Annotated in this window: 15 protein-coding genes; 13 read left to right on the top strand and 2 right to left on the bottom strand. The window is 69.8% G+C overall.

Annotated features, from left to right (window positions below):
* The first annotated feature begins 23 nt into the window (after positions 1 to 23).
* Together A5655_RS05070 and A5655_RS05065 are read left to right on the top strand one after the other, a co-directional pair.
* Positions 24 to 1,361 (top strand): FGGY-family carbohydrate kinase, encoded by a 1,338-nt coding sequence (locus tag A5655_RS05070; protein ID WP_067006268.1) that lies wholly within the window; start codon positions 24 to 26, stop codon positions 1,359 to 1,361.
* The gene (locus tag A5655_RS05065; protein WP_067006193.1) at positions 1,358 to 2,023 is read left to right on the top strand and encodes a GNAT family N-acetyltransferase; all 666 of its coding nucleotides are present in this window, start codon (positions 1,358 to 1,360) and stop codon (positions 2,021 to 2,023) included. Before A5655_RS05070 ends, A5655_RS05065 begins: the two co-directional genes overlap by 4 nt.
* Here the strand turns inward: A5655_RS05065 and A5655_RS05060 are convergent.
* On the bottom strand, positions 2,020 to 2,925 hold the full coding sequence (locus A5655_RS05060; protein ID WP_067006191.1) for a class I SAM-dependent methyltransferase: 906 nt from the start codon (positions 2,923 to 2,925) through the stop codon (positions 2,020 to 2,022). The two genes, A5655_RS05065 and A5655_RS05060, sit on opposite strands and share 4 nt — an antisense overlap.
* A 184-nt stretch (positions 2,926 to 3,109) precedes the next feature.
* Between A5655_RS05060 and secY the strand changes: the two genes are divergently transcribed.
* The 11 genes from secY to A5655_RS05005 are packed head-to-tail and all read left to right on the top strand — an operon-like array spanning position 3,110 to position 12,749.
* Entirely contained in the window at positions 3,110 to 4,435 is a 1,326-nt protein-coding gene (gene secY, locus A5655_RS05055) for a preprotein translocase subunit SecY (protein WP_067006265.1), read from the top strand.
* Positions 4,432 to 4,977 (top strand): adenylate kinase, encoded by a 546-nt coding sequence (locus A5655_RS05050; protein WP_067006189.1) that lies wholly within the window; start codon positions 4,432 to 4,434, stop codon positions 4,975 to 4,977. The genes secY and A5655_RS05050 overlap by 4 nt, the downstream gene beginning before the upstream one ends.
* Positions 4,978 to 4,979: 2 nt before the next feature.
* Positions 4,980 to 5,780: a type I methionyl aminopeptidase gene (gene map / locus A5655_RS05045; protein ID WP_067006187.1), complete on the top strand. Its 801-nt coding sequence runs from the start codon at positions 4,980 to 4,982 to the stop codon at positions 5,778 to 5,780.
* 45 nt (positions 5,781 to 5,825) lie between these two features.
* The gene (locus tag A5655_RS05040) at positions 5,826 to 6,371 is read left to right on the top strand and encodes a sigma-70 family RNA polymerase sigma factor (protein WP_082978486.1); all 546 of its coding nucleotides are present in this window, start codon (positions 5,826 to 5,828) and stop codon (positions 6,369 to 6,371) included.
* 55 nt (positions 6,372 to 6,426) lie between these two features.
* Positions 6,427 to 7,182, top strand: a complete 756-nt coding sequence (locus A5655_RS05035) for an anti-sigma factor (protein WP_156764702.1) — start codon at positions 6,427 to 6,429, stop codon at positions 7,180 to 7,182.
* Between the two features lie 59 nt (positions 7,183 to 7,241).
* Positions 7,242 to 8,948 (top strand): thiamine pyrophosphate-binding protein, encoded by a 1,707-nt coding sequence (locus tag A5655_RS05030; protein WP_067006180.1) that lies wholly within the window; start codon positions 7,242 to 7,244, stop codon positions 8,946 to 8,948.
* Entirely contained in the window at positions 8,929 to 9,576 is a 648-nt protein-coding gene (locus tag A5655_RS05025) for a hypothetical protein (protein ID WP_067006178.1), read from the top strand. Before A5655_RS05030 ends, A5655_RS05025 begins: the two co-directional genes overlap by 20 nt.
* A gap of 7 nt (positions 9,577 to 9,583) precedes the next feature.
* Positions 9,584 to 10,603, top strand: coding sequence for a 3-oxoacyl-ACP synthase III family protein (locus A5655_RS05020; RefSeq protein WP_067006176.1), 1,020 nt, complete (start codon positions 9,584 to 9,586; stop codon positions 10,601 to 10,603).
* Positions 10,603 to 11,664: a histidinol-phosphate transaminase gene (locus A5655_RS05015; protein ID WP_067006174.1), complete on the top strand. Its 1,062-nt coding sequence runs from the start codon at positions 10,603 to 10,605 to the stop codon at positions 11,662 to 11,664. Before A5655_RS05020 ends, A5655_RS05015 begins: the two co-directional genes overlap by 1 nt.
* Before the next feature lie 8 nt (positions 11,665 to 11,672).
* The gene (locus tag A5655_RS05010) at positions 11,673 to 12,176 is read left to right on the top strand and encodes a MarR family winged helix-turn-helix transcriptional regulator (RefSeq protein WP_067006172.1); all 504 of its coding nucleotides are present in this window, start codon (positions 11,673 to 11,675) and stop codon (positions 12,174 to 12,176) included.
* A gap of 24 nt (positions 12,177 to 12,200) precedes the next feature.
* Positions 12,201 to 12,749 (top strand): TIGR03086 family metal-binding protein, encoded by a 549-nt coding sequence (locus A5655_RS05005; protein ID WP_067006170.1) that lies wholly within the window; start codon positions 12,201 to 12,203, stop codon positions 12,747 to 12,749.
* 15 nt (positions 12,750 to 12,764) lie between these two features.
* Here the strand turns inward: A5655_RS05005 and A5655_RS05000 are convergent.
* Positions 12,765 to 13,336: NAD-binding protein (locus tag A5655_RS05000; protein ID WP_156764701.1), on the bottom strand; the 572-nt coding region annotated here is incomplete at its 5' end.

The raw sequence follows: 13,336 nt of genomic DNA, 5'->3' as shown, positions 1-13,336 counted from the left end.
AATGCTGGCGTACGGTGACGCCCGTGTCACGTGATGGCGTCACAATCGGCGTCGATGTCGGCAGCACCGCCGTCAAGGCGGTGGCCGCCGACGCGGACGGCCGGGTGAGCGCGCGGGTGCGCATTCCGCACCAGCTGCGGGTCCCGGCGCCCGATCGGCTCGAACACGACGCCGACGAGGCGTGGCGGCGGGGGCCGGTGGCGGCGCTGGAGCGCCTTGGCCCCGGACCCGACGTCCGCGCGGTGGCCGTGTCGGCGATGGTGAAATCGCTGACCGCCGTCGACGCCGCGGGCGCACCGCTGACCCCCGGGCTGCTGTACGGCGACGCCCGGGGCCGGGTGCCGGGTTCCGACGACAAGCCGCTACCGGCGCTGGGCGAGGCCGCCGAGTTCCTGCGCTGGACGGCGGCCCAGGCGCCCGGCGCGGCGGGGTACTGGCCCGCGCCCGCGGTGACCAACCACGCGCTGGCGGGCGAGGCGGTGCTGGACGTCGCCACCGCCGCCACCGCCTTCCCGCTGTTCGACGGGACCGGCTGGGACCCGGCGGCCTGCGCCGACTGCGGCGCGACCGTCGACCAGATGCCCCGGGTGGAGACGATCGGCACCGCCGCGGGACAGCTCCCCGGGACGGGCGCCGTGCTGGCGATCGGCGCCATCGACGCGCTGTGCGAACAGATCGTCGCCGGCGCCGACCGCGACGGCGACGTGCTGGTGCTGTGCGGCACCACCCTGATCGTGTGGAACACGATCGCCGAGGCGCGGCAAGTGCCCGGCCTGTGGACCATCCCGCACACGTCCCCCGGCAAGAGCCTGATCGGGGGCGCCAGCAACGCGGGCGGCCTGTTCCTCGGCTGGGTGGACCGCCTGCTCGGCCCGGGCGATCCGGGCACCGCCGATCCGCGCCGCGTGCCGGTGTGGTCGCCCTACATCCGCGGCGAGCGCACGCCGTTCCACGACCCGGACCGCCGGGCCGTGCTCGACGCGCTCGACCTCACCCACGACCCGGCCGCGGTGCGGCGGGCCGCCTACGAGGCCGCGGGCTTCGTGGTGCGTCAGCTCATCGAACTGGGCGGGGCGCCGGTGGCGCGCATCGTCGCCTCCGGTGGCGGCACCCGGGTCGGGCCGTGGATGCAGGCCATCGCCGACGCCACCGGCCGGCCGGTGGAGGTGTCCGCGGTGGCCGAGGGCGCGGCGCTGGGGGCCGCCTTCCTGGGCCGGATGGCGGCCGGGCTGGAGACCTCGATCACCGACGCGGGCCGGTGGGCCCGCATCGAGCGCGTCGTCGAGCCCGATCCCGCCTGGGCGAGCGCGGTCGAAGACCGCTATCGCAGGTTCCTGGAACTGTCTAGGCTGGTGCGATGACTGACCAGGACCGCAAAGCCGCCCGCCGGGAGATCGCCGACGCCCTGTTGAAAGCCCTCGAACGCCGGCACGAAATAGCCGACGTCGTGGTGGAGTCCGAGGACAAGGCGGCGGCGGTGGAGGCCATCGTCCGGCTGCTCGACACGTCCCACCTGGCCGCCGAGGCGGTCATGGGCATGTCGTTCGCCCAGCTGACCATCGACTCGCGCCGAAAGATCCTGGCCGAGCTGGAGGACCTGAACAAGCAGCTGAGCTTCACCCTCGGGGAGCGGCCGGCGAGCTCGGGGGAGACCCTCGAGCTGCGACCGTTCTCCGCCGAGCACGACCGCGACATCTTCGCGGCCCGCACCGAGGACGTCGGCGCCGCCGGCGACGGGTCCGGCGGCCCGGCGGGCAACCTTGACGACGAGATCCGGGCGGCGCTGGGCCGCGTCGGCGACGAGGAGGCCGCGTGGTTCGTCGCGGTCGACTCGGGCGCGAAGGTCGGAATGGTGTTCGGCGAGCTGGTCGGCGGCGAGGTGAACGTGCGGATCTGGATCCACCCCGACCACCGCAAGAAGGGTTACGGCACCGCCGCGCTGCGCAAGTCGCGCACCGAGATGGCATGGTGCTTCCCCGCCGTGCCGCTGGTGGTCCGGACCCCGGCGGCCAAGCCCGGCTAACCCCGCGTGGCGGTGACGGCGATGATGTTTCGCAGCTGCGATTCCTCGTCGTCCGGGAAGACGCGGCCGTAGTCGGCGAAGAACTCCCGCCGCGGCCGGGTGCTCACCTGCCAGCCCTTGCCGGCCAGGTAGTCGACGACGTTGCTGCGCTCGCCGTCGAAAAACAGCCCGGACAGGTCGATGTCGCAACCCAGATTGGCCCACCGCTGGTTGAATTGCTGCGCGCGTTGCGACATGGTGCGGCCGGTGTCGCCGTGGTATTCGGTGGCCAGCTTGCTGCCGGGGGCGCTGAGCTCGGTGATGTTGTCGAACAGCCGGTCCTGGGCGTCGGGCGGAAGGTACATCAGCAGGCCTTCGGCGCTCCAGGAAGTGGGTTGCGACGCGTCAAAACCGCTGCGGCGCAACGCTTCCGGCCAATCGTCCCGCAGGTCGACGGCGACCGTGCGCCGGTCCGCGGTCGGGGCGGCCCCCAGGTTGGCCATCGCGGCGGTCTTGAATTCGACGACCTTGGGCTGGTCCACCTCGTAGACCACGCTGCCGGGCGGCCAGGCCAGCCGGTAGGCGCGCGCGTCGAGGCCGGCGGCCAGGATCACCGACTGGCAGATGCCGTCGCGCGCGGCGTTGAGGAAGAAGTCGTCGAAGAAGCGGGTGCGCACCGCGATCGAGTCGGTCTCGAGTTGCAAGTCCCGCTCGCCGCCGTCGTCCGCGTCCGGGGCCACCTCGCCGTCGACCAGGCGGACGAAGAAGTCGAGGCCGACCGCGCGTACCAGCGGCGCCGCGAACGGGTCGTCGATGATCGCGTCGGTCTCCGTGCTGGCCAACGCGCGGGCCGCGGCGACCATCGTCGCCGTCGCGCCCACGCTGGAGGCCAAGTCCCAGCTGTCCTGATCGGTTCGCGTCATGGTGCTCCCGCTTATTTAGCCAATGCAATGAGCCACCGAAACTCTACGCCTCGCGGCTGACGGCAAAGGGTGTCGAGAGGACCAGTCCCGATCAGCTGTTAGTCTCGTACACGGTTTGACGCGCGGCGCCGTACGTCCTGGCCTGCGGGTGTTAGGCGCGAGACGCAGGACGCAGGAGGAAGAGTTGCTTTCGGCTTTCATCTCATCGCTGCGGACAGTCGACCTGAGACGGAAGATCCTCTTCACGCTTGGCATCGTCCTTCTCTATCGGGTCGGCGCCGCTTTGCCCTCTCCGGGTGTGAACTACCCGAACGTGCAGCAGTGCATCAAGGAGGCGAGCGGCGGCGAGGCCGGGCAGATCTACTCGCTGATCAACCTGTTCTCCGGCGGCGCGCTGCTCAAGCTCACGGTGTTCGCCGTGGGCGTGATGCCCTACATCACGGCGAGCATCATCGTGCAGCTGCTGACCGTGGTCATCCCGCGCTTCGAGGAATTGCGCAAAGAGGGCCAGTCCGGCCAGGCGAAGATGACCCAGTACACCCGGTATCTGGCCATCGCGCTGGCAGTCCTGCAGGCCACCAGCATCGTCGCGCTGGCGGCCAACGGCGGGCTGCTGCAGGGCTGCTCGCTGGACATCATCGCCGACCAGAAGATCTTCACGCTCGTCGTCATCGTGCTGGTGATGACGGGCGGTGCGGCGCTGGTGATGTGGATGGGCGAGCTGGTCACCGAACGCGGGATCGGCAACGGCATGTCACTGCTGATCTTCGTCGGCATCGCGGCGCGCATCCCGGCCGAGGGCAAGTCCATCCTGGACAGCCGCGGCGGGATCATCTTCGCGGCCGTCTGCGGCGCCGCGCTGCTCATCATCGTCGGCGTGGTCTTCGTCGAGCAGGGCCAGCGCCGGATCCCGGTGCAATACGCCAAGCGCATGGTGGGCCGGCGCATGTACGGCGGAACGTCGACGTATTTGCCGCTGAAGGTCAACCAGGCCGGCGTTATTCCGGTCATTTTCGCGTCGTCGCTGATCTACATTCCGCACCTGATCACCCAGCTGATCCGGAGCGGCAGCGGCGGCGTGGGCAACAGTTGGTGGGACAAGTTCGTCGGCAGCTACCTGTCGGACCCCAGCGATCCGGTCTACATCAGCATCTACTTCGGCCTCATCATCTTCTTCACGTACTTCTACGTGTCGATCACGTTCAACCCCGACGAGCGTGCCGACGAGATGAAGAAGTTCGGCGGCTTCATTCCCGGCATCCGGCCGGGCAAGCCGACCGCGGACTACCTGCGTTACGTGCTGAGCAGGATCACGCTGCCGGGCTCGATCTACCTGGGTGCCATTTCCGTGCTGCCCAATCTGTTCCTGCAGATCGGCAATGGCGGAGCGGTTCAGAATTTGCCGTTTGGCGGCACGGCGGTTTTGATCATGATTGGTGTCGGTTTGGATACGGTCAAGCAAATCGAGAGCCAACTCATGCAGCGCAACTACGAAGGGTTCCTCAAGTGAGAGTGGTTTTGCTGGGACCGCCCGGGGCGGGCAAGGGGACGCAGGCCGAAAAGCTCGCCGAAAAGCTTGGCATCCCGCAAATCTCCACCGGGGAGCTCTTCCGCAACAACATCGAAAACGGGACCAAACTCGGCGTGGAGGCCAAGCGCTACCTGGACGCCGGCGACCTGGTGCCCTCCGAGCTGACCAACCAGCTCGTCGACGACCGGCTCGACGACTCGGACTGCGTCAACGGCTTCATCCTGGACGGCTACCCGCGCTCGCTCGAGCAGGCCAAGGCGCTGCACGAAATGCTCGAGCGCCGCGGGTGCGACATCGACGCGGTGGTCGAATTCCGCGTCTCGCAGGACGAGTTGCTGCAACGGCTCAAGGGGCGCGGCCGCGCCGACGACACCGACGAGGTCATCCTCAACCGCATGAAGGTCTATCGCGACGAGACCGCGCCGCTGCTGGAGTACTACAGCGACGAGCTGAAGACGGTCGACGCGGTCGGCACGGTGGACGAGGTGTTCGCCCGCGCGCTGCAAGCGCTGGGCAAGTAACCATGAGCGCGCTCGCGCGGCTGCGGGGTCGCAGGGTCGTGCCGCAGCGCAGCCCCGGTGAGCTCGACGCGATGGCCGCCGCCGGCGCCGTGGTGGCCGCCGCGCTGGACGCGGTCCATGCGGCCGCGGTCGCGGGGGCGTCCACCCTGAGCCTGGACGAGATCGCCGAGTCGGTGATCCGCGAGGCCGGGGCGGTCCCGTCGTTCCTGGGCTATCACGGCTACCCGGCGTCGATCTGCGCATCCGTCAACGACCGCGTAGTGCACGGCATCCCGTCCGCCGCGGAAATACTCGCCCCCGGTGACCTGGTGTCCATCGACTGCGGTGCGGTGCTCGACGGCTGGCACGGCGACGCCGCCATCACCTTCGGGATCGGGGCGCTGGACGCCGCCGACGAGGCGCTCTGCGAGGCGACCAGGGAATCGCTGCAGGCCGGCATCGCGGCAATGGTCGCCGGCAACCGGCTGACCGACGTCGCGCACGCCATCGAAATGGGCACCCGCGCCGCCGCGGCCCGCTACGGGCACGCGTTCGGGATCGTGGAGGGCTACGGCGGCCACGGCATCGGCCGGCAAATGCACATGGACCCGTTCCTGCCCAACGAGGGCTCGCCCGGGCGTGGCCCCATGCTGGCCCCGGGCTCGGTGCTGGCCATCGAACCGATGCTGACGCTCGGAACCAGCAAAACGCGGGTGCTCGACGACGAATGGACCGTGACGACCGCCGACGGGTCGCGCGCGGCGCACTGGGAGCACACCGTCGCGGTGACCGAAACCGGGCCGCGCATCTTGACGCTCGCATGAACTAAACGCCTGCTCCACTCGTTTCAGAGGGCAGGAGGTGATCGAGTGGCTCGCGTAGCCGGCACTCGGGGGGCGTCCGGGGCAGCCGAGGCCGCTCTGATGAAGGCCCTCTACGACGAACACGCCGCGGTCTTGTGGCGCTATGCGCTCCGGTTGACGGGTGACGCCAGCCAGGCCGAGGACGTCGTCCAGGAGACGCTGTTGCGGGCCTGGCAGCATCCGGAGGTCATCGGGGACACCGAGAGGTCCGCGCGGGCGTGGCTGTTCACCGTGGCCCGCAACATGATCATCGACGACCGGCGCAGCGCGAGGTACCGCAACGTCGTCGGTTCGCTGGACGAGTCGGGGGCGCCCGAACAATCGACGCCCGACGAGGTGAACGCGGCGCTGGACCGGCTGCTGATAGCCGAGGCCATGTCGCAGCTGTCCACCGAACACCGGGCGGTGATCGACCGGTCCTACTACCGCGGTTGGACGACCGCCCAGATTGCTGCGGACCTGGAGATCGCCGAAGGAACAGTGAAGTCGCGACTACACTATGCCGTGCGGGCATTGCGGCTCACTCTGCAGGAACTTGGAGTCACGCGATGACCATCCAGACGGTCATCGGCTCCGAATACTTGATGGGTGACAGGAGATGGACGAGATGAGGACGCCGCTACGAGGCATCGGCCCGCCCGGTGACAACGAGGTGTTTGGTTTGACCGCGGAAGACGACCACCGCTACGCGATGTGGGACGCCGCATACGTGTTGGGGTCGCTGTCGGCCTCCGACCGCCGCGAGTTCGAGGCGCACATGGCCGGCTGCCCGGCATGCCGGGAGGCCGTCGCCGACCTGAGCGGTGTGCCGGCCCTGCTTTCCCAGCTCGACTCCGAACAGGTGGCCGCGATGGACGAGTCCGGCCGCGCGGTGACGGCGGCGCCGGAGATTTCGCCGGAGTTGTTGCCCTCGTTGCTGGCAACGGTGCGCTGGCGCCGGCGCCGCACCCGGGTGGCGACGTGGGTGGCATCGTCGGCCGCGGCCGCGGTGCTGGGGATCGGTGTGCTGGTCGGGGTGCAGGGGAATTCGGCGCCCGCGCAGCAGGTGGCCGCGTCCTCGCAGCCGATGGCGCAGATCGGCACCACCCTGTTGGCCTCCACGGTGCAGCTGTCCAGCCAGCACTGGGGGACGTCGATCAACCTGAAGTGTGTCTGCCTGGCCCCGCTGAACGCGCACCACGACACGCTGGCGATGGTCGTGGTGGGCCGCGACGGCAGCCAAACCCGGCTGGCGACGTGGGTGGCCGAGCCCGGCCACACCGCGACGCCCGCGGGCAGCATCTCGACGCCGGTCGACCAGATCGCTGCCGTGCAAGTGGTTTCCGCGGACAGCGGGCAGGTTCTGCTGCAGCGTTCGCTGTAAAACCCCGGTAAACCCCGACGCGCGGTGAACTCAAGTTCACCGCGCGTCGTGTTATATGCATGCCCAGGAAGCAGCGAGTGGTCGACCACATCGTCGAGCGGCTCGCCTCGGCCGGCGTCGACCACATCTTCGGCGTCGACGGCGCCAACATCGAGGACCTCTACGACGCCGCGCACTTCCGGACCGACATCACCGCCGTGCTGGCCAAGCACGAATTCTCCGCCGCCGCCATGGCCGACGGGTACAGCCGCAGCGGGGCCGGGCTGGGCGTCGTCGCGGCGACGTCGGGCGGTGGGGCACTGAATCTTGTTGCGGCCCTTGGTGAGTCGCTGACGAGCCGGGTTCCGGTGCTGGCCCTGGTCGGTCAAACCCCCACCACGTTGGACGGCCGGGGCAGCTTTCAGGACACCAGCGGCGAGAACGGCTCGCTGAACGCGCAGGCGCTGTTTTCCGCGGTGTCCGTGTCGTGCGAGCGGGTGCTGCGCCCCGCCGACGCCGCGCCGGCCCTGTCGCGGGCGATCGCCGCGGCGCGCACCGGCGGACCGGCGGTGCTGTTGCTGCCCAAGGACATTCAGCAGGGCAGCGTGGTCTGCGGGCAGAACGGGTGGCCCACCGACGATTTGCGTCCCATCGGCAACCCGCACCCGATCGTCGGACCGCTGCGCGACGCGAACGGCCCGGTCACCATCATCGTCGGCGAGCAGGTCGCCCGCGACAACGCCCGCGCCGAGCTCGAGGCCCTGCGCGCGGTGTTACGGGCGCGAGTGGCGACCGTGCCCGACGCCAAGGACGTGGCCGGCACACCCGGTCTCGGGTCGTCGTCCGCGCTCGGGGTGACCGGTGTCATGGGCCACCCCGGTGTGGTTGAAGCGGTGGCCGACAGCGCCGTGTGCCTGGTGGTCGGCACGCGCCTGTCGGTCACCGCGCGCACCGGGCTCGACGACGCCCTGGCGGCAGTGCGGACGGTCTCGATCGGCTCGGCGCCGCCGTACGTTCCGTGCACGCACGTGCACACCGACGACCTGCGCGGCTCGCTGCGCATGCTGACCCAGGCGCTGTCCGGCCCGGGACGGCCGGCCAAGGTGCGGGTGCCCGACACGGTGCGGCGCACCGAATTGGTCCCGCCGCCGTGCGATGGGCCCGGGGTCCGCTATCGCGATGCGATGGCCGTGCTGGACGGCTGCCTGCCCGACGGCGCGGACATCGTCGTGGACGCCGGCAACACCGGCGCGGCGGCGATCCACTACCTGCCCGCCCGCCGCGACGGCAGGTTCGCGGTCGCGCTGGGCATGGGGGGCATGGGCTACAGCTTCGGCGCCGGCATCGGGATGGCCTTCGGCCGCGCGAACAGCGGGCGCCCGCCCGGTCGCACCGTGGTGATCGCCGGGGACGGGGCGTTCTTCATGCACGGCATGGAGGTGCACACCGCGGTGCACTACCGGCTGCCGGTGACGTTCGTGGTCTTCAACAACAACGCCCACGCCATGTGCGTGACCCGCGAGCAGCTCTTCTACGACGACCTCTACAGCTACAACCGGTTCCGGTCCAGCCGGCTGGGCGCCGGGCTGGCGGCGATGTTCCCGGGCCTGACGGCCGTCGACGTCGACGACCTCGATCACCTGGCGGCCTGGATGCGCGCGGTGCTCGCCACCGACGGGCCCGCCGTCGTCAGCGTCGAATGCGCGGCCGACGAGATGCCGCCATTCGCACCATTTCTCGCACAAATCGCAAAGGAGAACCGGATCGATGTCGCTGCCAGCGCTTGAGGACATCCCCACGCCCCTCGACGGCGTGACCCGCATCGAGACCAGCCCGCGGGAGAAGGCCACCCCGATCATCATGGACATGATGCGGTCGGTCTACCCGCACGACCAGGTCTTCGGGGACTATTGCACCGTCAACGATTACGTCGACTGTCCGCCCGACGAGTTGTACGAGTACATGGCCGACACCCGCAGCCTCGAGGAGTGGACCTACAGCCTGCGCGGTTTCACCCCCACCGACGAGCCCGGCCTGTGGCTGGCCCACGACCGGCTGGGCTCGGAGACCGAGATCTACACGCGGACCGTCGCCAACGAGCAGGCCCGCACGGTCGACTACCACTGCGCGTGGGACCAGGGCAAGCACCTGTGGATGATCTACCTGATGCGGGTCGTCGACGCGCAGGCGGTCCTCGACAAGCCGGGTTCCGTTGTGCTGTGGACGAATTGCCACCACCCGTTCTACGACGAGAACCCGTACCCGGAGACGGCGCCGCCGAAGCGCCCGGTGTGGGTCGGCGACTTCTGGGACATGTTCGGCGCCGGCCACCTGCTGGAGCTGAAGAACCTCAAGGCCATCGCCGAGTACCGCCATCGCAACGGGCTGCCGGTGACCCCCAAATGGATGAGATGAGTTGATGATGAGCAAGCCGAACGTGAGCCTGATCGACGTCTCAACCTATCTGCCCGGCGAGCCGATCGGCGCCGAATACTACGCACAATTCGCCGAATCCGACGACCTGCGTGAAAATCTCATGTTTCGCGCCCCGCGGTTTCGCCATCACGTCGCGCCGGAGGAAAGCTCGATCGACATGATCGAGCAGGCGGTGCAGGGCCTGATCGAGCGGCACGGCGCCGACGCCATCGAGGGCGCCGACGTGCTGATCACCCACACGCAGGTGCCGGACATGGCGTTCTACGGCCAGGGCGGCGGCATCGCGCATCGGCTGGGCATGCGACCCTCGTGGGTGCTCGACCTGAACAACGGCGGATGCGCCGCATTCGTGTTGGCGCTCAACGTGGCCCGCAAGCTGCTGTCGTCGGGCGAGGGGCACACCGCGCTGATCGCGATCGCGCAAAACGCCGCCGGGCAGTTCTTCGATCAGCCGACGATCCGCCGCAAGGCGCAGTCGGCGGTGCCCGGCGACGGGGCGGCCGCGGCCCTGGTCAGCGTGGGCGATCAATCCCCGATCCTCGACGTCGAGTGCCGCACCTACGGCGAATACGCCGGCGAGATGACGCTGTCGTTCGACCCGCCCCGCAAGTGGTGGCAGGCGGGGCCCGGCGAGGGCTCGATCGGCTTCACCGAAAGCAAGATCACCAAGGTGCTGGCTCGCGGCAATCGGCAGGTGCCCGAGGTGGCGCTGGCGGTTTGCGACCGAATCGGCCTGGCCGCCAAGGACATCGACCTGCTGGTGACCAACCAGCCCAACCGCGCGTTTCTGCGCAACTGGCGCGAGGCCCTCGAGCTGCCGCCCGAACGCCATCGCGACACCTTCGAGAAGTGCGGCAACCTGTTCGGCGCCGGGATCCCGGTCAACCTCGACCACGCGATAACCGATGGCCAGCTCGAGGCGGGCGACGTGGTGATGATGGCGGCCTTCGCCCACGCCGGCGACTTTGCCGGCGCGGCGGCGGTGCGCTGGGGCGGGCGGGGCTGATGCAACCCGTCCGCAGCCTTTTCGCCGATGACATCGACGAGGCGTTTCCCACCGCGATCGACCCGCTTGCGTTGTCGCTCAACGAGAATCCGTTCCCGCCGTTGCCGGCGGTGCGCTCGGCGTTGATCCGGTCCATCTACGCGGTCAACCGCTATCCGGAGTTCCTGCCCGAACGGCTGCGCGGCCTGATCGCCGGCCACACCGGCCTGCCCGCCGAGCAGGTGGTGCTGGGTGCCGGCGCGACGGGCGTGGCGCTGCAGGCCCTGCACGCGCTGACCGCCCCGGGCGACACCGTGGCGATGGCGTCGCCGACGTTCGACGGCTATCCGATCATCGCCCGGATGGCTCGCCTGGACCCGCTGCTCGTTCCCCTCGACGCGGACGGCCACCACGACCTCGACGGGCTGGCCGACGCCGCCGCCGACGCCCGGGTGGTGGTGGTGTGCCGCCCGCACAACCCGACCGGCACGCTGGAGAGCGCGGACGAGGTGGTGCGGTTCCTGCGCCGGGTGCCGCGCGACACCGTCGTGCTGCTCGACGAGGCCTACGTCGAGTTCGCCGCGCCCGAGCACCGCATCGACGTCCCGGCCCTGCTCGCCTGCTTCCCGAACGTCCTGGTGGTGCGGACGTTCTCAAAGGCCTACGGGCTGGCCGGGCTGCGCATCGGCTATGGGCTGGCGTCCCCGGAGCTGGCGACCACCCTGTGGTCCCAGCAGCTGCCGTTCGGCATCGCGCTCACCAGTCTCCTTGCGGTGGCGGCGTCGTACGACGCCGAAGACCAACTGCTGCAACGGATCCAGTCGATCAACGCCGAACGCCGCTATCTGCGGATGCGGCTGAGCGCGCTGGGCATCTACACCACCGACGCCCACGCGAACTTCATGTACCTGCCTTCGAGGGGTGGGCGGGGCCCGTCATGGCATGAGGTGTTCGCGGAAAGCGGGCTGCACGTGCGCCACTACCCGGACGGCGGCACCCGGATCACCGTGGGAAACCGCGCGTCGACCCTGGCGGTGCTGTCGGCGATAGGAAAGGTCCCGATTCGGTCCCAGATGCGGTAAGAAAGGGCGTGGCCGCATCGAGCTCGAAACGCGACCCGATCGCCGCGGCACGGGCCAACTGGGAGCGCGCCGGATGGGGCGACGTGTCGGAGGGCATGGTCGCCGTCACCTCGGTGATGCGTGCGCACCAGATCCTGCTCGCCCGCGTCGAGACCGCGCTGCGCCCCTACGACCTGAGTTTCTCCCGGTACGAGTTGCTGCGGCTGCTGGCGTTCAGCCGGACCGGTGCGCTGCCGATCACCAAGGCGTCCGATCGCCTGCAGGTGCACGTCACCAGCGTGACCCACGCCATCCGCCGGCTGGAGGCCGACGGGCTGGTGCGCCGCGTGCCGCACCCGACCGACGGGCGCACCACGCTGGTGGCCATCACCGACCTCGGCCGCTCCACCGTCGAGGACGCCACCGTCACGCTCAACGAGCAGGTGTTCGCCGACATCGGGATGGGCGCCGCCGAGTCGGCGGCGCTGGTGTCATCCATCGAAACGTTGCGCCGCAATGCGGGCGACTTCTGAAGATCCGAAGAGAAAGGCAGGACCGTGGACCCACTTGTTGCTCATCAACGCGCTCAGGAAGCGTTCGCCGGTGTCCTCGCCAACGTCGGCCCCGAGCAGTACGGCGGCCCAACTCCGTGCTCCGAGTGGACGATTGGTGACCTGATCGAGCACGTCATCGGCGGCAACGAGCACGTCGTGGTCTGGTCGGGCCGCGGTGAGCGGCCGGCCGACCGTCCCGACGACGTCATGGCGGCGCACCGGGCGACTGCCGCCGCCGCGCAGGAGGTCTTCGCCGGTCCGGACGGGATGTCCACCATGTTCAAGCTGCCGTTCGGGGAGCTGCCCGGGCGGTTCTTCATCGGGCTGCGCACCAGCGACGTGCTGACCCATGCCTGGGATCTCGCCGCCGCCACAAGCCAGTCCACCGATCTCGACCCCGAGCTGTCGGCCGAGCAACTGGCCGCCGTGCGCGCGTTCGTGGGCCCGCAGTTCCGCGGGCCGGACAAGCCCTTCGCCGAGGAGCAGCCGTGCCCGGGCGGGTGGGCGCCGGCCGATCAGCTGGCCGCGTTCCTCGGGCGAAAGGTGCAGTGACGCGGGGCTTCCGGCTCAGCTGCTGCGCAGCATCTCGATGACGGCGCTGAAGTCCTTGTCCGCGTGGTCGGCGGCGAACTTGGCGTAGATCTCGGCGGCGTGCGTGCCCAGCGGCGCCGCCGAACCGGTGGAGGTCACCGCGTCCATCGCCAGGCCCAGGTCCTTGTTCATCAGCGCGGTCGCGAAGCCGGGCTTGAAGTCGTTGTTGGCCGGCGAGGTCGGAACCGGGCCCGGCACCGGGCAATTGGTGTGCACCGCCCAGCAATTGCCCGTCGCGCCGGTGATGACGTCGAACAGCGATTGGGCGGACAGCCCCAGCTTCTCGGCCAGCACGAACGCCTCGCCGACCGCGATCTGCTGCACCGCGAGCACCATGTTGTTGCACACCTTGGCGGCCTGGCCCGCACCGGCCGCGCCGCAGTGAATGACCTTGCCCGCCATGGGTTCCAGGACGGGCCGGGCGCGCTGCACCGCGGACTCGTCGCCGCCCACCATGAACGCCAGCGTGCCCGCGACCGCGCCCTTCACCCCGCCGGAGACCGGCGCGTCCAGCTGCGCGATGCCGTGTCCTTCGGCCAGCGCGTGCA

The sequence above is a fragment of the Mycobacterium sp. 1081908.1 genome (assembly GCF_001673535.1).
Lineage (GTDB): Bacteria > Actinomycetota > Actinomycetes > Mycobacteriales > Mycobacteriaceae > Mycobacterium.
This window is presented reverse-complemented; position numbering and strand designations above follow the sequence as displayed.

Bases quoted from the DNA above. Each gene is read 5' to 3' on its own strand.
- A5655_RS05060 (WP_067006191.1), bottom strand. From the start codon at position 2,925: ATGACGCGAACCGATCAGGACAGCTGGGACTTGGCCTCCAGCGTGGGC.
- A5655_RS05025 (WP_067006178.1), top strand. From the start codon at position 8,929: ATGTCGCTGCCAGCGCTTGAGGACATCCCCACGCCCCTCGACGGCGTG.
- map (WP_067006187.1), top strand. From the start codon at position 4,980: ATGAGCGCGCTCGCGCGGCTGCGGGGTCGCAGGGTCGTGCCGCAGCGC.
- A5655_RS05015 (WP_067006174.1), top strand. From the start codon at position 10,603: ATGCAACCCGTCCGCAGCCTTTTCGCCGATGACATCGACGAGGCGTTT.
- A5655_RS05020 (WP_067006176.1), top strand. From the start codon at position 9,584: ATGAGCAAGCCGAACGTGAGCCTGATCGACGTCTCAACCTATCTGCCC.
- A5655_RS05035 (WP_156764702.1), top strand. From the start codon at position 6,427: ATGAGGACGCCGCTACGAGGCATCGGCCCGCCCGGTGACAACGAGGTG.
- A5655_RS05065 (WP_067006193.1), top strand. From the start codon at position 1,358: ATGACTGACCAGGACCGCAAAGCCGCCCGCCGGGAGATCGCCGACGCC.
- A5655_RS05030 (WP_067006180.1), top strand. From the start codon at position 7,242: ATGCCCAGGAAGCAGCGAGTGGTCGACCACATCGTCGAGCGGCTCGCC.